Source organism: Mesorhizobium delmotii, from assembly GCF_900149755.1.
Classification (GTDB): Bacteria; Pseudomonadota; Alphaproteobacteria; order Rhizobiales; family Rhizobiaceae; genus Mesorhizobium; species Mesorhizobium delmotii.
The window spans coordinates 500,650-520,300 of the sequence record NZ_FUIG01000013.1; the positions used below are offsets into that span (position 1 = coordinate 500,650).

The window sequence follows — 19,651 nt, forward strand, 5'->3', positions numbered from 1 at the left end:
TTCATGGTTGTTGAGTTGATTTCGCCTCGCCAGGCGGCGGGTGCGGACGGGAGTGATGCGTCCGACACTATGTCCAGCTTTGCCAGGAATGTCTCGGCGATGCTTGAGCGGACGGAATACCGTCGCTGCGACAAGGGCGAAGACCTCGAGGACATCTACCGCCTGCGCTACAAGTCGTATCGCTCCAACGATATGGTGCCCGATAGCGAGAACCATACCATTCACGACGAGCTCGACGAGGCGCCGAATGTCTTTCGTTTCGGCGTCTACATCGACCAGGAACTCGTCAGCACACTGCGCATTCACCACGTCACGCCGGCGACGCCGATGTCGCCTTCCACCAAGGCTTTCGGCGATATCGTCATGCCGATGCTGGCCAAGGGACTGAGCTTCATCTGTCCCAGCCGGTTCGCCTCCGACCCCGACTGGTCACGCGTCTATCCGCAAATTCCCTATCTCACATTGCGGCTCGCCGGCATGGCGTGTTTTCATTTCAACGCGCCTTACTGCCTGTCGACCATTCGCGAGGACCACGCCGGCTTCTACAAGCGGATCTACTATTCCGAGAAGATCAGCGAGGCCCGCGCCTATCCCGGCGTGTACAATAAGGTCGTGCTCTACCGTGCCGACGTCAACGCGATCCGCGAGCGGTCCCTCTCCCGGTTCCCGTTTTTCCGTTCGACGCCGATGGAGCAGCGCATGCTGTTCGACATGCCTAATCTTGGTGAACTCGCGCCGCTGACCATCCTGCCCACAGCCAAGTATTTTCGCGAAGCCGCCTGATGCATGTCGCGCAAAAGTGTGCAGCAGCTTTGGGACAACGACATGCATCAAAACAAAGGCAAGACATTCGGCAACTTTGCAACCTGGCCATGGAGCTTTCAGGCCGCTTCGGCGTTCTGAGAGGCGCGCCGATGGCGCAATGAATGACGTCCGACCCGCATAGCGTTGACGACAATCCTACCGAGAGGAATCCGACATGACCATTTCCACGCTCGCACTCACTCCGCTGATCTCGCTGATCGCCGGCGTGCTGATCCTGGTGATGCCGCGGCTCCTCAACTACATCGTCGCGCTCTACCTGATCGTCGTCGGCCTGCTTGGGCTGTTTCCGCAGCTCGCCGGCTGATGTGACAAGCTCGGCCGCAAGGAAGCGCAAGGCGGCAGCCACGGTCGCCTCAGGAACATCCTCCTGCATCCGGCGGCTTCAACTTTCCTTTGAGGCTGCTGTCTCCGACGATGCGGCAATAGCGCCATTGCCCTCGGCCTGGCTTTTCGCTATGTGCCTGAAAGATGTCTTCGAAGGGGTATTCCTATGGCTGATCACTCGCCGACCGGTCCTGTCGAACTAGGCGCGAAGATGGACTATGCCGAGCACGACCGCACCTATGCGGGCTTCCTCAGGCTCGCGAAATACGGATCGCTCTTTTGCCTCGCCGTGCTTCTGGCAATGGCTTTCGGCTTCTTTGCGGGCGGCTTCTTCTCGGGATTTGTCCTGTTCGCACTGATCCTCGCCGTCGGCGCTTTCATTCTCCGGTAAATTCTTCAAAACCCTTGCCCGTGACATCGCCGGAAGCCCGGTCGGCGTCCTGCGCAGACAGGTTCCAGCCGAAAGGATCATGCGGTGGGGCAGACGGTATTCATCCCTCGTGAAGTGGACGTGAGCGAGCCACGCGTTGCGGCTTCGCCGGACACGGTGAAGCGGCTGGCAGGGCTGGGTTTCGACGTGATCGTCGAAAGCGGCGCCGGCACGGCATCGCGCATTCCCGACGAAGAGTTCGCCAAGGCCGGCGCTGTGATCGGTAAGGCCGGCGATGTCGCCAAGGCCGATGTGGTGCTGAAGGTGCGCCGGCCTGATGAGGCGGAGCTGAAGGCCTATCGCCCGGGCACTGCCGTCATCGCCATCATGGATCCCTATGGCAACGATGCTGCCGTCGATGCTCTGGCAAGGGCCGGCGTCACCGCCTTCTCGATGGAGTTCATGCCGCGCATCACGCGCGCCCAATCGATGGACGTCCTGTCCAGCCAGGCGAACCTCGCCGGCTATCAGGCGGTGATCGACGCGGCTGCCGAATATGACCGGGCGCTGCCGATGATGATGACGGCGGCCGGCACGGTGCCGGCGGCGAAAGCCTTCATCATGGGCGTCGGCGTCGCCGGCCTGCAGGCGATCGCTACTGCGCGTCGTCTCGGCGCCGTGGTCACCGCCACCGACGTGCGACCCGCCGCCAAGGAACAGGTCGCCTCGCTGGGGGCAAAGTTCCTGGCGGTCGAGGATGAGGAGTTCAAGGCGGCCGAGACGGCTGGCGGCTACGCCAAGGAAATGTCTAGGGAATACCAGGCCAAGCAAGCGGCACTGACCGCCGAGCACATCGCCAAGCAGGACATCGTCATCACCACGGCGCTGATTCCCGGCCGTCCGGCGCCGAAGCTCGTTTCGGCCGCGATGGTCGCCTCGATGAAGCCGGGCTCGGTGATCGTCGATCTCGCGGTCGAACGCGGCGGCAATGTCGAAGGCGCCGTTCCTGGCAAAGTTGTGACGACGGCCAACGGGGTAAAAATCGTCGGCCATCTCAACGTGCCGGGCCGCGTCGCGGCCTCCGCCTCGCTGCTCTATGCAAGGAACCTCTTTGCGTTCCTCGAGACACTTGTCGACAAGACCGCGAAGACGCTGGCCATCAACCGCGACGACGATCTGGTCAAGGCGACGATGCTGACCGATGGCGGCCAGGTCGTGCATCCGGCCTTCGCCGGCAAGCCGGCGGTGATGATCGCCTCGGCTGAACCTGCGAAGCCTGCTGCCGCGAAGAAACCGGCTGCGCCAAAGAAAGCTGCCGCACTCAAGAGACCTGCCGCTGCCAAGCCGAAAAGGATCGCGTGATGGACCAGACCTTGCAGAAAGCCCTCGACCAGCTCGACCAGGCGACCGCCGCCGTCCGGCTCGCGGTGCAGGATCTGGCCACCGCTCCAGGCGGCACCGATGCGGCAGCCGACGCCGCGCACGCGCTGTCCGGCGGGGCGATCGATCCGTTCGTCTTCCGCTTCGCTATTTTCGTCTTGGCGATCTTCGTTGGCTATTACGTCGTCTGGTCGGTGACGCCGGCGCTGCATACGCCGCTGATGGCCGTCACCAACGCCATTTCCTCGGTCATCGTCGTCGGCGCGCTGCTTGCCGTCGGCATCTCGGCGTCCGGCATCGCCACCGGCTTCGGTTTCGTCGCGCTGATGCTGGTCTCGGTCAATATCTTCGGCGGCTTTCTCGTCACCCAGCGCATGCTGGCCATGTACAAGAAGAAGGACAGGTAGAGCGACATGAACGCCAACTTCGCCTCCTTCCTCTATCTGGTCTCCGGTATCCTGTTCATCCTGGCGTTGCGCGGCCTGTCGCACCCGACCACCAGCCGCCAGGGCAACATGTACGGCATGATCGGCATGGGCATCGCCATTGTCACCACGCTGGCGCTGGCGACCCCTTCGGCGGGAGGCTTTGGCCTCATCGTGCTCGGTCTGCTGATCGGCGGCTCGGTGGGCGCGGTCACCGCACGGCGCATCGCCATGACCTCAATGCCGCAGCTGGTCGCCGCCTTCCACTCGCTCGTCGGCCTTGCCGCCGTCATGGTGGCGGCTGCCGCCGTCTATGCGCCGGAAAGTTTCGGCATCGGCACGGCAGCCGACATCCACGCCCAGGCGCTGATCGAGATGAGCCTCGGCGTCGCCATCGGCGCCATCACCTTCACCGGCTCGGTCATCGCCTTCCTCAAGCTCGATGGCCGCATGTCGGGCAAGCCGATCATGATCGGCGGCCGTCACTTCATCAACGCGGCCCTCGGCATCGCGCTGATCGTGCTGATCGTGCTGCTGGTCACCACCGAGTCCAAGCTGGTGTTCTGGCTGATCGTTGCGGCATCGCTTGTCCTTGGCGTCCTGCTCATCATCCCGATCGGCGGGGCCGACATGCCGGTGGTCGTCTCGATGCTGAATTCCTATTCGGGTTGGGCGGCTGCGGCACTCGGCTTCACGCTCGGCAATCTGGCGCTGATCATCACCGGCGCGCTGGTCGGCTCGTCCGGCGCGATCCTGTCCTACATCATGTGCAAGGGCATGAACCGGTCATTCATCTCGGTCATCCTCGGCGGCTTCGGCGGCGAGACTTTCGCCACCGCCGACGACGGCATCGAGCGCACGGTCAAGCAGGGTTCGGCCGACGATGCCGCCTATCTGATGATGAACGCGCAGAAAGTCATCATCGTGCCAGGCTACGGCATGGCGGTCGCCCAGGCACAGCACGCGCTGCGCGAGATGGCCGACAAGCTCAAGGCCGCCGGCGTCGACGTCAAATACGCCATTCATCCGGTCGCCGGCCGCATGCCCGGCCACATGAACGTGCTCTTGGCCGAAGCCAACGTGCCTTACGACGAAGTGTTCGAGCTCGAGGACATCAACTCCGAATTCGCGCAGGCCGACGTCGCCTATGTCATCGGTGCCAACGACGTCACCAACCCGTCCGCGCGGGACGACAAGAGCTCCCCTATTTTCGGCATGCCGATCCTCGATGTCGACAAGGCCCGCACCTGCCTGTTCGTCAAGCGCTCGCTCGGCTCCGGCTATGCCGGCATCGACAACACGCTGTTCTACAAGGACGGTACCATGATGCTGCTCGGCGACGCCAAGAAGATGACCGAAGAGATCGTCAAGGCCTTGGACCACTGATCCGGGTTAGCGGCGCCGGTACACCGCCAGTTGCTCGAAACCAAAAGTCTGGCTCCGCGCCGGGCTTTTTCTTGGCCCTGAGCATCCGGCCTGGAGCGTCTTTGCTCTCACCCCGGTTTCAGAGCTACGATGGGCAAATTCTGTTCCGGGATTTGTCACCAACGGAGGCACTGGTGTCCGACCCTCATCCTGTTGCGTCGCCGGCCAGGACCAGTCCGCCGGCCTCCGGAAAGGCGCCGCGCAAGCTCAGCCAGGCCGTGGTGATCGTGCATGGCATGGGCGAACAGCGGCCCATGGGCACGCTGAGGGAATTTGTTCAGGCTGTCTGGAGTCATGATCCCGCCCGCGCGCCGTTTTATGCCCGTGTCACTGATCCGGCCGACCCCGACGGTGAGAAGATCAACCAGAGCTGGATCACGCCTGACAGCCGGACGAACTCGCACGAGCTTCGCCGGATCACCACCCCTTACGACGTCGATGGCCGCCGCACCGATTTCTACGAGCTTTACTGGGCCGACATTACGCAGGGCACGACGCGGGGCCGGCTTGCGGCCTGGGTAACGAATCTGCTTTGGCGCAAGCCCACCGACATTCCGCGCGATGCCCGCGGGCTGTATGTCGTCACGCTTCTGGCCGTCATAACAGTCCTGTGCGCGGCGCTCCTGCTCGCGACGTCGGCATCGCAAGGGTATATTTCCTGGACCACGGGTACGCTCGTCACGATCCTGGCTTCGTTCGTCATCTGGTTGGTGGACCGGTTTGGCCTTCCTTATTTCGGCGACGTGGCCGCCTATGTACGTGCTGAAGCGGCAACGGTCGAGAAGCGCGCGCTTGTCCGCGACCGTGGCCTGACGCTGCTGAGGCGTCTCATGATGGACGATGGCTACGATCGGATCGTGCTGGTCTCACACAGCCTGGGATCGATCATCGCCTACGATCTGCTGCAGATATTGTGGGCCGATTTCAGGCCTCGAAAGCTGGAAGCGGTCCGCGACAAGGCGAGACTGAAAGCGATCCGCGCCGTCGACAAGTCCACGCTCAACGCCGATGGTTCTGCGTGGCCTGACGGCTTGGATGATTTTTCCGGATTCCGCCGCGCCCAATGGGAGCTCTATCGGCAGCTTCGCACCAGGGACGCCGATCATCCATTGCCATGGAAGATCAGCGATTTCGTCACGCTCGGCAGTCCGCTGACCCACAGCGAATTTCTGGTGACCTACAACCTCGCCGAATTCAGGCGCGGCATCGCTGAGCGGCTGTTCTCGGCATGTCCGCCGATTGCCGAGACGGCGGCCGGTGGAACCGTCCTCTATCAGGAAGGGCGCAGCCGTTCGGGCAAGCCACAGCGGGCGGTGCATCATGGTGCAGTGTTTGCCGCGACGCGTTGGACCAACATCTTCGACAGGGGCAATGGCTGGCTGACGGGCGACCCGATCTCCGGGCCGATGGCAGAAAATTTCGGCCCCGGCGTGGACAACATCCAGGTCGAGCTGCGCGGTTCGCTTGGCCGCATCTTCACGCACACGCTCTACTGGTCGCTGAAGACGACCGGCGTCGAGGTCGCCGCAGCCGCCGGCACGCCGCCGCGCTCGCATATTGGCGTGCTGCGCGACGCCGTCGACCTCGGTCGCAAACTGGAGCCAAGTCAGGCGGTGCCGACGATAGGCCGCACAGAAACGGCCTGAAGCATAAAAAACGCGCGCCGGGAGCACGCCAACACCTCAAATACCCTGATTGATTGGGCCTCAGATATCCAGATTGGCGACCGACAGCGCATTGTCCTGGATGAACTCGCGTCTAGGCTCAACTTCGTCGCCCATCAGCCGCGAGAATAGACTGTCCGCATCGGTGGCATCGGTGACCTTGACCTGCAGCAGCGAGCGCACATTCGGGTCGAGCGTGGTTTCCCAGAGCTGCTCGGCGTTCATCTCGCCGAGGCCCTTGTAGCGCTGCATGGTCAGGCCCTTGCGACCGGTGGCAAACACGGCGTTGAGCAGCGCCAGCGGTCCCGAGATGGTTTCCGACACATCCTTGCGGCGCAGCAGCGGCGGCTCGCCATAGACTTCCGCGAGGCGCGGCGCATAGCGGTCGATCTGGCGGGCGTCGGCCGAATTGATCAGCGCGAGATCGAGATGCGCGAACTCCTTGACGCTGCGCACCGTGCGCTCGAACACATAGCCGCCGATGCCTTCGTTCGAGGTCGACATGCGGCCGGTCCAGCCGCGTTCGGTGTCCTCGGCAATGATGTCGAGGCGCCGGGCGACACGCTCAGCCATGGCGTTGGCCCGGCCGAGATCGGCGAACAACTCAGGGTTGAGTGCGCCGGCGATCGCCGCCTGCTCGACCACGCCCCGGTTATAGCGCGTGTGCAGCCCGTTGATGAGCTGGCGCACCGCCAGCGCATCGTCGATGGCGCTGCGCAGGTCCTGTCCGGCCCGCACCTCGCCGGCGCTGAGCGCAAGCGACGCCTCCTCCAGCCCCGAGCCGATCAGGAATTCCTCGAAGGCGCTTTCGTCCTTGAGGTATTGCGAACTCTTGCCGCGCGTCACCTTGTAGAGCGGCGGCTGGGCGATATAGAGATGGCCGCGCTCGATCAGTTCCGGCATCTGCCGGAAGAAGAAGGTGAGCAGCAAGGTGCGGATGTGGGCGCCATCGACGTCGGCGTCGGTCATCAGGATGATCTTGTGATAGCGCAATTTGTCGGCGTTGAACTCGTCCTTGCCGATCGAGGTGCCGAGCGCGGTGATCAGCGTACCTATCATGTCGGAGCCGAGCATGCGATCGAAGCGGGCCCGCTCGACATTGAGGATCTTGCCGCGCAGCGGAAGTATGGCCTGGTTCTGGCGCGAACGGCCGCCCTTGGCCGAGCCGCCGGCGCTGTCGCCCTCGACGATGAAGATTTCGGACTTCGCCGGATCGCGTTCCTGACAGTCGGCCAGCTTGCCGGGCAGCGAGGTGACGCCGAGCGAGCTCTTGCGGGTGATGTCGCGCGCCTTGCGCGCGGCTTCGCGCGCCGCTGCCGCCTGGATGACCTTGTCGATGACCACCTTGCCCTCGGTCGGGTGCTCTTCGAGCCAGGTGCCGAGCGCTTCGTTGACGAGCCCTTCCACCACCGGGCGAACTTCGGACGAGACCAGCTTGTCCTTGGTCTGCGACGAGAATTTCGGATCGGGAACCTTGACCGACAACACCGCCGTCAGCCCCTCGCGGCAATCGTCGCCGATCAGCGCCACCTTCTCCTTCTTGGTGAGGCCCGAGGATTCGCCATAGCCGGTTATCTGGCGCGTCAGCGCGCCGCGGAAACCGGCAAGATGCGTGCCGCCGTCGCGCTGCGGAATGTTGTTGGTGAAGGCCAGCACGTTCTCGTGGTAGCTGTCGTTCCACCACATGGCGACTTCGACGGTGATGCCGTCGCGCTCGGCTTTGATCGCAATCGGCTTGTCGATCAGCGGTTTCTTGACGCGATCGAGATATTTGACGAACTCCTCCAGTCCGCCATCATAGTGCAACTCATGACGCACGACGTCGGCATGGCGGGCATCGGTCAGAATGATGCGCACTCCGGAATTCAGGAAGGCGAGTTCGCGCAGCCGGTGCTCCAGCGTGCCGAAGTCGAATTCGACCATTGTGAACGTTTCGGCCGACGGAAAGAAGGTGATCTCGCTGCCGCTGCGTCCGTCATAGGTGCCGGCAACCTTGCGCTGTTCGTAGGTGCCGGTGACCCTTAGCGGCGCGTCGGCATTGCCGTGCGTGAAGCTCATCTCGTAGATCTGGCCGTTACGGCGGATCTTCAGCTTCAGCCAGGCCGAAAGCGCATTGACCACCGAGACGCCGACGCCGTGCAGGCCGCCAGACACCTTGTAGGAATTCTGGTCGAACTTGCCGCCGGCATGCAGCTGCGTCATGATCACTTCGGCCGCCGAGATGCCTTCGCCGGTGTGGATATCGGTCGGAATGCCGCGGCCATTGTCGATGACCGTCACCGAACCGTCGGGGTTGAGCGTCACGGTGACGAGGTCGGCATGGCCGGCCAGCGCCTCGTCGATGGCGTTGTCGACGACCTCGTAGACCATGTGATGCAGGCCCGAGCCGTCGTCGGTATCGCCGATATACATGCCCGGCCGCTTACGGACGGCATCCAACCCCTTCAAAACTTTGATGGAATCGGCGCCGTACTCGGCCTCAGCGCCGTTGGCGTTGTCGATCTGATCGCTCATGAAAACCTGTCTGATTGATGCCGCACATCCAGCGCAAAAAATCGGCTCCGAATCGCGCGTCCTTGATGTCCAAGATATAGGTGCAAAAGGCGGTTTTTCCAAGATTTGCAAGCATTTCCGAATGGAAGAAGAGCGCGCCTGACCGGCCAGGGCATCGGACCCAAAAGTGGAGCCGGACTTGGAACAGAGCGGCGGCAACAACAGAGGGCCGACCTGTTCCGACGATCAGGCACTTTCCAGTGCCCGGTCACATTCCGGAGAGCCGGCGACATGGACGCTTGCCTTGCCAGCCACTACATTGAGGTGACCAGCGGAGCACGCCATGGACAGTCAGCCCGCCCCCTTCGTCCCGCCGGCGCCGAAGCCGCGTACGTCGCCGCCGTCGACGCTCGAGATGATCCGCATCGTCTATCGCAACCCGCTCGAACTGTGGGGCGAGCCGACCTACAACCAGCCCTGGATATCGGTGACCGGCATCGGCGGGCGGCTGGTCATCGCCAACGACCCCGGCCTCATTCGCCACGTGCTGGTCGACAATGCCAAAAATTACAAGATGGCGACGGTGCGCCAGATGATCCTGCGGCCGATCCTACGCGACGGCCTGCTGACCGCCGAGGGTGAGGTCTGGAGGCGTTCACGCAAGGCGATGGCGCCGGTGTTCACGCCGCGCCACATATTCGGTTTTGCCGAGCCGATGCTGAGGCGCACGCGGGAGTTCGTCACGCGCTACGAGGGCGGCGGCACGTCGGACATCGCCCACGACATGACGCTGCTTACTTTTGATATCCTGGCCGAGACGCTGTTTTCCGGCGAGATATCAGGCGAGCCGGGCAGCTTCGCCAAGGAGATCGACCGGCTGTTCGAGACCATGGGCCGGGTTGATCCGCTCGACCTGTTGCGGGCGCCCGACTGGCTGCCGCGCCTGACCCGCATCCGCGGCCGCAAGACCATGGCTTATTTCCGCAAGATCGTTACCGACACAGTCAAGATGCGCGAAGAGCGGCTCAAGCGCGATCCGGACAAGGTGCCGCAGGATTTTCTCACGCTTTTGCTCAAGGCGGAGGGACCGGACGGGCTGACACGCGCCGAGGTCGAGGACAACATCATCACCTTCATCGGCGCCGGTCACGAGACCACGGCGCGGGCACTTGGCTGGACCCTCTACTGCCTGGCCGAAGCGCCTTGGGAGCGCGAAAAGATCGAGCGCGAGATCGACGCCGTGCTGGCGCGAGAACCCGACCCGACAAAGTGGCTCGACGCCATGCCGTTCACCCGCGCCGCCTTCGACGAGGCGCTCAGGCTCTACCCGCCGGCGCCGTCGATCAACCGCGAGCCGATCGAGCCCGAAACCTGGAGCGGCCTCTATATACCGAGGCGCGCCGCGGTGCTGGTCATGCCCTGGGTTGTCCATCGCCACCGCAAGCTGTGGGACCGGCCTGACGCCTTCATGCCGGAACGCTTTCATCCGGGAAATCGCGAAAAAATCGACCGCTTCCAGTATTTGCCGTTCGGCGCCGGCCCTCGCGTCTGCATCGGCGCCAGCTTTGCCATGCAGGAGGCGATCATCGCGCTGGCCATCATGCTGTCGCGTTTCCGCTTCGACACCACCGCCGAGACCAAACCGTGGCCGGTGCAGAAACTGACGACGCAACCGCAGGGCGGCCTGCCGATGCAGGTCACGCGGCGCCTTTAGTGAGCGCCTGATTGGCTAGGCCGCCGTCTTTCGCTGGAACTGGCCTGCGGCGCGGTAGCGCCAGAGATAGCTCGGCAGGATGCTGCCGATCGACTGCGGTTGGATGCCGAGGCCGGCGAGCGTCCTATTTTCCCTGATGGCCGCTTCCGATACGATGTTGTGCTCGCGCAGCTGCAGGACCTGATCCTTGGTCAATAGCGGATTGGGCAAAAGCCCGAGAATCGATGCCTGCATGTTGGCCACCCACCACGGTACCGACACCAGAAGCCGCTCGCGGTCGATCATGGCAAGCATTTCCTGCATGCATTCCTTGAAGGACAGTACCTGCGGTCCGCCAAGCTCGTAGATCCGGCCGCCCTGGACTTTGCCGTCGACCGAGTGCGCCACCGCCTCGGCGACGTCGCCGACGTAGACCGGCTGGAATTTGGTCTGCCCGCCGCCGATCAGCGGCAGGACCGGCGAATAGCGCGCCATGCTGGCGAAGCGGTTGAAGAAGCTGTCCTCCGGCCCGAAATTGATCGATGGCCGCAAGATGACGGTATCGCTAATCGTTTCCAGGACCGCTTTTTCACCGAGCGCCTTGGTGCGTGCATAGTCCGATTGCGCGTTCAGATCGGCGCCCAGCGCCGAGATATGGGTGAGGCCGGCGCCGACGGCGCGCGCCGCTTCGGCGACCGCGCGTGCGCCGAACTCGTGGACGGAGGTGAATTTCTGCCGACCGCTCTCATGCAGGATGGCCACCAGGTTGACGACATGGTCGGCGCCCTGCACGGCGCGGTCGACCGACCAACGCACGCGAACATTGGCCTGCACCGGCTGAATCTGGCCGACATTGCCCAGCGGCTGCAGATGGCCGGCGAGATCGGGCCGGCGGCAGGCGACCCTGATGCGATAGCCGCGCTTGGCCAGCGCCCGCACGACGTGGCGGCCGACAAAGCCGGAGCCGCCGAACACGACGACGAGCTTTGGGGTCTGCAGGATTTCGGTCATTGCTGGCTCCGGCGCAGTTTCCAGATTTACTGGTGCTTGGCTGAAGCAGTTTCATAGTCGGTTTCGCGCCAAAGGCAAAGGGCGACGATAAGTCGCCAACGCCCTTGTTTGACCGCGTCAGAAGGCCCTGCCGATGCGTGCGTCGACCGATTGGCGGTTGCCGCCGCGAATGACGAAGAAGAACAGGATCGCCGCCCACAGCAGCGATTTTTCGGCGCCCGAAAAGCCCTCGCCCATGGTGACCCAGTGGAACCAGACCGTGACCAGAAGCACGAACATTCCGGCGAAGGCGGCCGGGCGGGTCAAGAGGCCTATTGCGATGAAAATGCCGCCGAAGAACTCGGTGCATGCCAAGACCAGGGACCAAAATGCGCCCGGATAGAAGCCGAGGCCTTCGACCATCTCGGCGGCGCCAAACGGATCGGTGATCTTATGCGAGCCATGGACGGTGAGGAAGATGCCGGCCACGGCACGCAGGATGATTTCGGAGGCGGTGTTCAACGCCGCATAGAGGCCGCCAAGGGCCGGGACGAAAAGGCTTCTGCTGGAATTGTCGGTGCTTGCGGACATTGGGGCTCCTCTTTTGCTGCTCCGCGCAAACACCCGACCATCTCGGTCAATGTCAAATGAACAAAAGTTGACCAAAACAGGCAGGTTAACTGACCAGATGCGAGAGAACAGAAAACCCCGCCGAAGCGGGGTTTTCCGGGTGACTTCCATGGTCGGAGTCAGGGTCTGACGAGGCGGCCTGACCTGAGACGGTATCAGGACGGCGTGAGACGCCCGCCCCAGCCCTGGCGACCGGATGTCACCGCCCGGGCAACCCCACCACCCCGGACAGGCATTGGTTGCGGCACCGCGCAAAAAGGTTCAACGACGGCGAAAAAATGCAGACAAACTTTTTAGGAGGAGTAGCGCGAGGCGAATTCGGAGATCCGTTGGACCACGGCCTTGGGCGCCGTTATGCCCCGTGCCGCCGCTTTCTCCGCCGCTTCGGCTCGGGCACGGCCGGGCACATGCACGCCGTAGCGGCGGCGCAACCGGTCGAGCTGGTCCTTCATGCGTTTCTCGAAATCCGGATCGAGCAGCTTGGGCTCGACGGCCAGAACGAAGAGGCCGGTTCCGGGACTGTCCGGTCCGCCGCTAAACCATGGCGCATCGAGCGACCAGTTGGCGCCCGACAGGCCCGCCGCCAGCACTTCGACCATCAGTGCGATGTTGGCACCGCGCTGGCCGCCGAAGGCAAGCATCGCGCCTTTCATGGCAGCGGCGGGATCGGTGGTCGGGTTGCCGCTGACGTCCAGTGCCCAGCCTTCGGGAATTTTCTTGCCGTCCTCGGCCGCCTTGCGGATGTTGACGAAGGCAGTGGCGCTCGACGACTGGTCGATCACCAGCGGCGCTCCGTCGGCGGCGGGCGCGGCGAAGGACATCGGGTTGGTGCAATAGACCGGCTTGACCGAGCCGGAGCCGGCAAGCACGGCCGGCCCATTGGTCGCGGCGAAGGACACCAGCCCCTGCGCGGCCAGCCGCCCGGTGAAATAGCCGAGCGCGCCGCATGTATAGGCGTTCCTCTGCGAAAAGATGGCAACGCCGAACAGGCGCGCCGCCTTGGCGAGATCGTCGATGGTGCGATCGAAGCCGGTATGCGCCAGCCCGCCGCGCGCGTCGGAGAGATAGATCGCCAAAGCCGGCCTGGTGATGACCGGCTCGGCCTTGCCGTCGATGCGGCCGGCCTCCAGCGCTTCGAGATAGTCGATGAAATGCGACAGTCCGACTGTCGACAGACCTTCTGCCTCGGCCGCTACGATGGAGGCTGCGAGCGACTGCGCCGCTTCCTCATTGGCGCCGGCGCCGAGCGCCGCCATCCGGCACAGCCCTGTCGCCTGGTCGAGACTGAGTTGCATCTTTAGCTGCCCTGAAGCTCTAGCGAGTAGCGAATAGGGAGTAGCGAATAGAGGGAAATCAGCGAGCTACTCGCTATTCGCTACTCCCTAATCGCTCCTCACTAACCAATCTTGTTCGGGATCCGCGCCTCGATCTTGCCGAGCGCGAAGACCAGGATGCCGGTGATCGCCATATAGATCAATGCCAGGAGCAGCAAGGGTTCATAGGTGAGGAAAGTGCTCTGCCGCACCTTGGACGAGACGGCGAATATGTCGATCACGCTGATGGTCGCCACCAGCGGCGTCGATTTCAGCTGCAGCACGGTTTCGCCGGTCAGCGTCGGCAACGCCCGGTAGAAGGCTTGCGGCAGCCAGATCCGCCGCAGGATCTTCCAGCGGCTCATGCCGAAGGCACGCGCTGCTTCCAACTGCCCTTTCGGCACCCCGGCGAAGGCACCCCGCATCACTTCCCCCTCGTAGCCGGCGAAGGACAAGGTCAGCGCCAGGACGCCGTAGGGCCATGCTTGCCTGAGATACGGCCACATCCAGGACTCGCGTACCCATGGGTACTGTGGAAACAGCGAGCCGAGCCCATAATAGAGCAGCCAGAGCTGCAGCAGCAGCGGCGTTCCCCTGATGACGGTGCAGAAGGCCTTGGCAGGCGCCGCGAGCCAGAAGGGGCCGGCAGCCTGCGCCAATCCGAGCGGCACGGCGAGCAGGAAGCCCAGTGTGCAGGTGACGGCGAGGATCCAGAGCGTGCGCCAGAGGCCGACAAGCGCCATTTCGTAATATTGCGGCAGCCAGTCCCAGCGCATGAAGAAAGCGGCTGCGAAAACCAGCGCCAGTCCAGTCACAATCAGCACGATGCGGTGCGGCTGCAACCACAGCGATGCGCGGGCGGCTAGGTTGACGATGGTCGCTTCGACAGCCATCAACGCGCCTCCTTGAGAGAGGGCATGCCGCGCCGAGCCCAGACCTCGATGCGGCCGATGATCAGATTGGAGACCAGCGTCAACAGGAGATAGATCACGCCTGCGGCGAGGAAGAAGGTAAGATAGGCCTTGGTCACGCCTGCCGCTTGCCGCGTGGCCAATGTCAGTTCGAAGAAGCCGACGACCGCCAACAGGGCGGTGTCCTTGGTGGCGATCAGCCAGAGATTGGCAAGGCCGGGTATGGCGAAAGGCAGCATCGCCGGCAGCGTGATGCGTCGCAGCAGCAGGCCGGGAGACATGCCATAGGCGCGCGCGGCTTCGATCTGTCCCTGCGGAATGGCAAGGATCGCGCCGCGCATCACCTCGGTCGAATAAGCGCCCTGGACGAAGCCGAGCACGGCAATACCGGCCACCAGCCCGCTGATATCGATACGCTGATACCCCATTGCCGTCAGCAACTGGTTGATCAAATCGGTGCCGGCATAATAGAGCAGCAGGATCAGCACCAGCTCCGGCACGGCGCGGACGATCGTCGTGTAGACTGCCAGCAGATCGCGCACCACGGGCCCGCCATAGAGCTTGCCATACGCACCGCAAATGCCGATCACGAGGCCGAGACCGAAAGCACCGGCAGCGATCTCGACCGAGTGGAGCAGTCCGACCAGAAGCGTTCCGCCCCAGCCAGGTGGCGTCGGCGAAAGCAGTTCGATGATGCTGGCCACAGAGGCCGGTAGAAATGCGTCGATCAGCGTCGCCCCGAATTGCTGGCGCCAAAACCGTCGGCAATGCCGTCAGCGAAAAGCTTGCATGGGTGGATTTCGACGAAGCCACACGGCGCGCTGTCCGCGCCGCATGGTTATTCGCTCAGGGATGCCGTCAATTCGCCTGCGGATCGTCGCCGTAGATGTCGAAATCGAAATATTTCTTGCTGATTTCGTCATATTTGCCGTTGGCCCGGATAGCCTTGATGCCGGCATTGATCTTCTCCTTCAACTCGGTATCTTCCTTGCGGACACCAGCGCCGATGCCGGGCCCGAGAACGGCCAAATCCGGCGCGACCATGCCCTTCAGGTCGCAGCATTGCTTGCCCTGATCCGATTTCAGGAATGCGTCGAGCGCGATGGAATCAGCCTGCACCGCATCGAGGCGACCGGCGGCAAGATCCTGATTGGCTTCGTCCTGGGTCTGGTATTCCTTGATTTCCGCTGCATCGGTGAAGTGCTTCTTGACGTAGTCGGCATGCACGGTCGAAACCTGGACGCCGATGATTTTGCCCTTGAGATCTTCCGGTGTAGCGCCGAACTTCTGGTCCTTTGGCCCGATGATGGCGGTCGGGGTGTTGTAATATTTGTCGGAGAAATCGATCGTCTTCTTGCGTTCGTCGGTGATCGTCATCGAACTGGCGATGACGTCGATCTTCTTGGTCGTCAGCGCCGGGATGATACCGTCCCAGGCGACGGGGGTGATGACGCAATCGAGTTTCTGCTCGGCGCAGACGGCGTCGATGAATTCGATCTCCCAGCCAACCCATTTGCCGGAAGCATCCGGCGAGGTGAACGGCGGATAGGGTTCGGCAGCGACGCCGATCTTGACCGGCTCGGCCTTTGCCATGCCCATCGCGGCGACGCCGAGCAGAAGCGCTGCGGCAAATGTCTTCAGAACCGTCTTCATATCAATACTCCCAGTTTGTTGTTGTTCCCGTTTTTATCCGCCTCGGCTCAACCGATGTTGCGGATGAATTGCTTCAGCCTTTCGGATTTCGGCGCGCCAAAGATCTGCTCCGGCGGCCCTTCTTCTTCGACCAGTCCGTTGTAGAGGTAGACGACATGCGTCGCGACCTCGCGGGCGAACTTCATCTCGTGGGTGACCAGCACCATGGTGCGGCCTTCGCGTGCCAGGTCGCCGATCACCTTCAGCACCTCGCCGATCAGTTCCGGGTCGAGCGCCGAGGTCGGCTCGTCGAACAGCATGACGCGCGGATTGATGGCCAGCGCCCGGGCGATGGCCGCGCGCTGCTGCTGGCCGCCCGACAGGTAGGCCGGATAGACATCGCGCTTTTCAGCCAGGCCGACGCGGGCGAGCAGCTTTTCGGCCTCGGCGATGGCCACGTCGCGCTTGACGCCCAGAACATGCACCGGAACCTCGATGACGTTCTCGATCAGCGTCATGTGGCTCCACAGATTGAAATTCTGGAAGACCATGCCGAGCTTGGAGCGGATGCGCTCGATCTGCTTGCGGTCGGCGGGAACGGTGTGGCCGTGACTGTCGGCCTTCATCCGGATCTCCTCGCCATTGACGCGGACGATTCCGCTGGTCGGGTTCTCCAGGCAATTGATGCAGCGCAGCAGCGTCGACTTGCCCGAGCCGCTGCCGCCGATGATGGCGATGACCTCGCCGTCGCGCGCCGACAGCGAAACGCCTTTCAGCACATGCAGTTCGCCGAATCGTTTATGCAGGTTCTCGACATGGATGGCTTCGGCGGCGTCGTTCTGCGCCGTGTACTTCAGGGCGGGGGCCGTGCCTTGCGCTATCACCTTTGCGGTGCCTCACGAAGTGGTTGGACCCGTCGCTGCTGGAATTTTTTACCCATTACCATCACTGGACAGACTTCTCATTCTCAAGATGTACCGTTCCGCTTGCCTCCGTCAACCATGCTTTTTGGACCATTGATCACGGCTCGCTGAGTGGCTATTGGCTGGGATGGGCGTTTAAGGAGCACTTGTTGGCAAAGGAATACGGGTCGCAGTCCATGGCCGGGCCCCTGCAGCGGGTGCTGATGCGGTCCGCCGCAAGCGCCATGCCCCGCGCCAGAGCATCGGAATGGCACTATGGCCCGGGCTTCGATCCGCAAAAGGCCGCTGCCCAGTATGAGGCGCTGACGACGCTGGTTTTGGCATCCGGCGCCGAGATCGAATGGCTGACCGACGCCGATGACGGGCTTGCCGATTCCGTCTTCACGCACGATCCTTCGTTGATGACCGACCACGGCGCCATCATCCTTGCCATGGGCAAGGCGCTGCGCCGGGCCGAGCCCGGCCTGCACGAGGCGGCCTACAGGCGCATGGGCGTGCCTATCCTCGGCCGCATCGAGCATCCCGGCCAAGTCGAGGGCGGCGATTGCGTCTGGATGGATTCTCGGACGCTGGCCGTCGGCCGCGGCGTGCGCACCAACCAGGACGGCATCCAGCAACTCGCCAACCTGCTCACACCCAAGGGCATCCAGGTCTATGGTTACGACCTGCCGCTCTGGCATGGCGAGGAGGCCTGCCTGCACCTGATGTCGGTGATCAGTCCGCTCGCCGACGATCTGGCGCTGGTCTATGCACCGCTTTTGCCGGCTGCCTTCTACCAGATGCTGCGGGCGCGAGGCATTCGCCTGGTCGAGGGCGACGCCGAGGAGTTCTTCGCCTCCAACGGCCTCAGCCTCAATGTGCTGCCGACCGCGCCGCGCGAGGTGATCGCCGTTGCCGGCTTCCCGAAGACGGCGGCGGCCATGGCGGCCGCCGGCTGCAGGGTTTCGACCTTCGAGGCGGACGCGCTGTGCATCGCCTGCGAGGGCGGACCGACTTGCCTCACACGCCCGGTGCTCAGACAATGACGACAGTCGGCGAAGCGCTCATCACTTTGCTCGAAGCACATGATGTCGACACGGTCTTCGGCATTCCCGGTGTGCATACGGTCGAACTCTATCGCGGGCTGGCGCGCTCGAAGATCCGCCACGTCACCCCGCGTCACGAGCAGGGCGCCGGCTTCATGGCCGACGGCTATGCGCGCGCCAGCGGCAAGCCTGGCGTCGCCTTCGTCATCACCGGACCGGGACTGACCAACACCATCACCGCTATGGGCCAGGCCCGTGCCGATTCGGTCCCGATGCTGGTGATCTCGGGCGTCAACGCCACGCCGACGCTGGGCAAGGGCCTTGGCCACCTGCACGAACTGCCCGACCAGCGCGGCATGATGGAGAAGGTCGCGCTGTTCTCGCATCGTGTCATCGACGCCGACGAACTGCCGGGCGTTCTTGCCCGCGCCTTCGCGCTGTTTTCGTCATCGCGCCCCGGCCCGGTCCATATCGAGATCCCGACCGACGTCATGGTCAAGCCGGCCGACAGCATCGCGGCTTTGCTGACGAATGTCGCGCCGCCCGAACCGGATGCTGCAGCGATAATAGAGGCGGCAAGGCTTTGCGCGGCTGCTTGCCGCCCGCTGATCCTTGCCGGCGGCGGCGCCAAGAGAGCCGAAGCACCGTTGCAGCGCCTTGCCGAAAGGCTGGGGGCGCCGGTTGTCCAGACGGCCAATGCCCGCGGCCTGCTGCATCGCCATCCGCTTGGCGTGCCGGCGAGCCCCAGTCTGAAGGCGGTGCGTGCACTGATGGCCGAGGCCGATCTGGTCATTGCCGCCGGCACCGAATTCGGCCCGACCGACTATGATGGCTATAGCGACGGCGGCTTTGTCCTGCCGACCAATCTGATCCGCATCGACATCGGCACCGACCAGCTTGCCCGCTGGCCGGCCCGGATTTCGATCCACGCCGATTGCGGCGCAGCACTCGAGGCGCTGCTTGCCGAAATCGGCAAGGGCCAGCCGCCATCGGACGGTCCGGCTCGCGCCGCTGCAACAAGGCAAGCGGCCTTCGCCGAAATCAGCCCGAGCCTCCAGGCGCAAACGGGCGCCGTCGAGGCGATCCGCGATGCGTTGCCGGGCTCGATTATCGTCGGCGATTCGACCCAGCCGGTCTATGCCGCCAACCTCTATTACGATCACGACCGACCGGGCGGCTGGTTCAACGCCGCCACCGGCTTCGGCGCGCTGGGCTATGGTCCGCCGGCGGCGATCGGTGCGGCCCTTGCCGTGCCTGATGCGCCGGTCGTTTGTCTCACCGGCGACGGTGGTTTCCAGTTCACGCTGCCCGAACTGGGCGCCGCGCTCGACGCTGCGGCGCCGGTGATCTACGTCGTCTGGAACAATCGCGGCTATCGCGAAATCGAAACCTCGATGCTCGATGTCGGCGTCGAGCCGGTCGGCGTCTCGCCGGCGCCGCCTGATTTCTGCAAGCTGGCCGAGGCCTATGGTATTGCCGCCGAGCGGATCGTTGGTATCGACGATCTGGCGGACGCACTCCAGCGCGCGCGTGCGACCGGACTGCCGTATGTCATCGAGATCACTGTCGATTGAGTGCTGTGGCAGCGTCTTGGGGATGCGATCCTCGTCGGATGGCCGCCGGCTTGA

General features: G+C 63.5%; 19 protein-coding genes. 11 read left to right on the plus strand and 8 right to left on the minus strand.

What is annotated here, in order from left to right; translation table 11 throughout:
- Window positions 1-3: 3 nt before the first annotated feature.
- From BQ8482_RS03895 to BQ8482_RS03925, 7 genes are all read left to right on the plus strand, one after another.
- Window positions 4-783: an N-acyl amino acid synthase FeeM domain-containing protein gene (locus tag BQ8482_RS03895; RefSeq protein ID WP_123146344.1), complete on the plus strand. Its 780-nt coding sequence runs from the start codon at window positions 4-6 to the stop codon at window positions 781-783.
- Window positions 784-979: 196 nt separating this feature from the next.
- A complete protein-coding gene (locus tag BQ8482_RS03900) occupies window positions 980-1,129 on the plus strand; it encodes a DUF3096 domain-containing protein (RefSeq protein WP_065006071.1) in 150 nt (49 codons plus the stop codon).
- Window positions 1,130-1,315: 186 nt separating this feature from the next.
- Window positions 1,316-1,540, plus strand: coding sequence for an aa3-type cytochrome c oxidase subunit IV (locus BQ8482_RS03905; protein WP_123146345.1), 225 nt, complete (start codon window positions 1,316-1,318; stop codon window positions 1,538-1,540).
- A gap of 84 nt (window positions 1,541-1,624) precedes the next feature.
- A complete protein-coding gene (locus tag BQ8482_RS03910) occupies window positions 1,625-2,881 on the plus strand; it encodes a Re/Si-specific NAD(P)(+) transhydrogenase subunit alpha (protein ID WP_123146346.1) in 1,257 nt (418 codons plus the stop codon).
- Window positions 2,881-3,306 carry a proton-translocating transhydrogenase family protein gene (locus BQ8482_RS03915; protein ID WP_123146347.1) on the plus strand — a complete coding sequence of 142 codons (426 nt, stop codon included), beginning with the start codon at window positions 2,881-2,883 and terminating at the stop codon, window positions 3,304-3,306. Before BQ8482_RS03910 ends, BQ8482_RS03915 begins: the two co-directional genes overlap by 1 nt.
- Before the next feature lie 6 nt (window positions 3,307-3,312).
- Complete coding sequence (locus BQ8482_RS03920; RefSeq protein WP_123146348.1) at window positions 3,313-4,710, plus strand: NAD(P)(+) transhydrogenase (Re/Si-specific) subunit beta; 1,398 nt, start codon at window positions 3,313-3,315, stop codon at window positions 4,708-4,710.
- Between the two features lie 173 nt (window positions 4,711-4,883).
- Window positions 4,884-6,395: a hypothetical protein gene (locus tag BQ8482_RS03925; RefSeq protein ID WP_123146349.1), complete on the plus strand. Its 1,512-nt coding sequence runs from the start codon at window positions 4,884-4,886 to the stop codon at window positions 6,393-6,395.
- Window positions 6,396-6,455: 60 nt separating this feature from the next.
- Here BQ8482_RS03925 and gyrB read toward each other — a convergent pair whose 3' ends face one another.
- The gene (gene gyrB / locus BQ8482_RS03930) at window positions 6,456-8,927 is read right to left on the minus strand and encodes a DNA topoisomerase (ATP-hydrolyzing) subunit B (RefSeq protein WP_123146350.1); all 2,472 of its coding nucleotides are present in this window, start codon (window positions 8,925-8,927) and stop codon (window positions 6,456-6,458) included.
- Here gyrB and BQ8482_RS37970 point away from each other — a divergent pair.
- Both BQ8482_RS37970 and BQ8482_RS03935 read left to right on the plus strand, forming a co-directional pair.
- Window positions 8,926-9,069 (plus strand): hypothetical protein, encoded by a 144-nt coding sequence (locus BQ8482_RS37970; RefSeq protein ID WP_165848410.1) that lies wholly within the window; start codon window positions 8,926-8,928, stop codon window positions 9,067-9,069. The two genes, gyrB and BQ8482_RS37970, sit on opposite strands and share 2 nt — an antisense overlap.
- 180 nt (window positions 9,070-9,249) lie before the next feature.
- Window positions 9,250-10,620: a cytochrome P450 gene (locus tag BQ8482_RS03935; protein ID WP_123146351.1), complete on the plus strand. Its 1,371-nt coding sequence runs from the start codon at window positions 9,250-9,252 to the stop codon at window positions 10,618-10,620.
- A gap of 15 nt (window positions 10,621-10,635) precedes the next feature.
- Here BQ8482_RS03935 and BQ8482_RS03940 read toward each other — a convergent pair whose 3' ends face one another.
- The 7 genes from BQ8482_RS03940 to BQ8482_RS03970 all read right to left on the minus strand — a co-directional run bounded on the left by BQ8482_RS03940 (window position 10,636) and on the right by BQ8482_RS03970 (window position 16,956).
- Window positions 10,636-11,610 (minus strand): complex I NDUFA9 subunit family protein, encoded by a 975-nt coding sequence (locus BQ8482_RS03940; protein ID WP_123146352.1) that lies wholly within the window; start codon window positions 11,608-11,610, stop codon window positions 10,636-10,638.
- Window positions 11,611-11,727: 117 nt separating this feature from the next.
- Window positions 11,728-12,180 (minus strand): DoxX family protein, encoded by a 453-nt coding sequence (locus BQ8482_RS03945; protein ID WP_123146353.1) that lies wholly within the window; start codon window positions 12,178-12,180, stop codon window positions 11,728-11,730.
- Window positions 12,181-12,512: 332 nt separating this feature from the next.
- A complete protein-coding gene (locus BQ8482_RS03950) occupies window positions 12,513-13,514 on the minus strand; it encodes an Ldh family oxidoreductase (RefSeq protein WP_123146354.1) in 1,002 nt (333 codons plus the stop codon).
- 101 nt (window positions 13,515-13,615) lie between these two features.
- Complete coding sequence (locus BQ8482_RS03955; RefSeq protein WP_123146355.1) at window positions 13,616-14,425, minus strand: ABC transporter permease; 810 nt, start codon at window positions 14,423-14,425, stop codon at window positions 13,616-13,618.
- Complete coding sequence (locus BQ8482_RS03960) at window positions 14,425-15,147, minus strand: ABC transporter permease (protein ID WP_244602609.1); 723 nt, start codon at window positions 15,145-15,147, stop codon at window positions 14,425-14,427. Before BQ8482_RS03960 ends, BQ8482_RS03955 begins: the two co-directional genes overlap by 1 nt.
- A 154-nt stretch (window positions 15,148-15,301) precedes the next feature.
- Window positions 15,302-16,096, minus strand: coding sequence for a transporter substrate-binding domain-containing protein (locus tag BQ8482_RS03965; protein ID WP_123146356.1), 795 nt, complete (start codon window positions 16,094-16,096; stop codon window positions 15,302-15,304).
- Between the two features lie 47 nt (window positions 16,097-16,143).
- Entirely contained in the window at window positions 16,144-16,956 is an 813-nt protein-coding gene (locus BQ8482_RS03970) for an ABC transporter ATP-binding protein (protein WP_036261459.1), read from the minus strand.
- A 218-nt stretch (window positions 16,957-17,174) separates the two neighbouring features.
- Here BQ8482_RS03970 and BQ8482_RS03975 point away from each other — a divergent pair, with 218 nt between their 5' ends.
- Window positions 17,175-18,023 (plus strand): dimethylarginine dimethylaminohydrolase family protein, encoded by an 849-nt coding sequence (locus BQ8482_RS03975; RefSeq protein WP_123147359.1) that lies wholly within the window; start codon window positions 17,175-17,177, stop codon window positions 18,021-18,023.
- Window positions 18,020-19,597 carry a 5-guanidino-2-oxopentanoate decarboxylase gene (locus BQ8482_RS03980; RefSeq protein ID WP_123146357.1) on the plus strand — a complete coding sequence of 526 codons (1,578 nt, stop codon included), beginning with the start codon at window positions 18,020-18,022 and terminating at the stop codon, window positions 19,595-19,597. Before BQ8482_RS03975 ends, BQ8482_RS03980 begins: the two co-directional genes overlap by 4 nt.
- Window positions 19,598-19,651 lie beyond the last annotated feature (54 nt).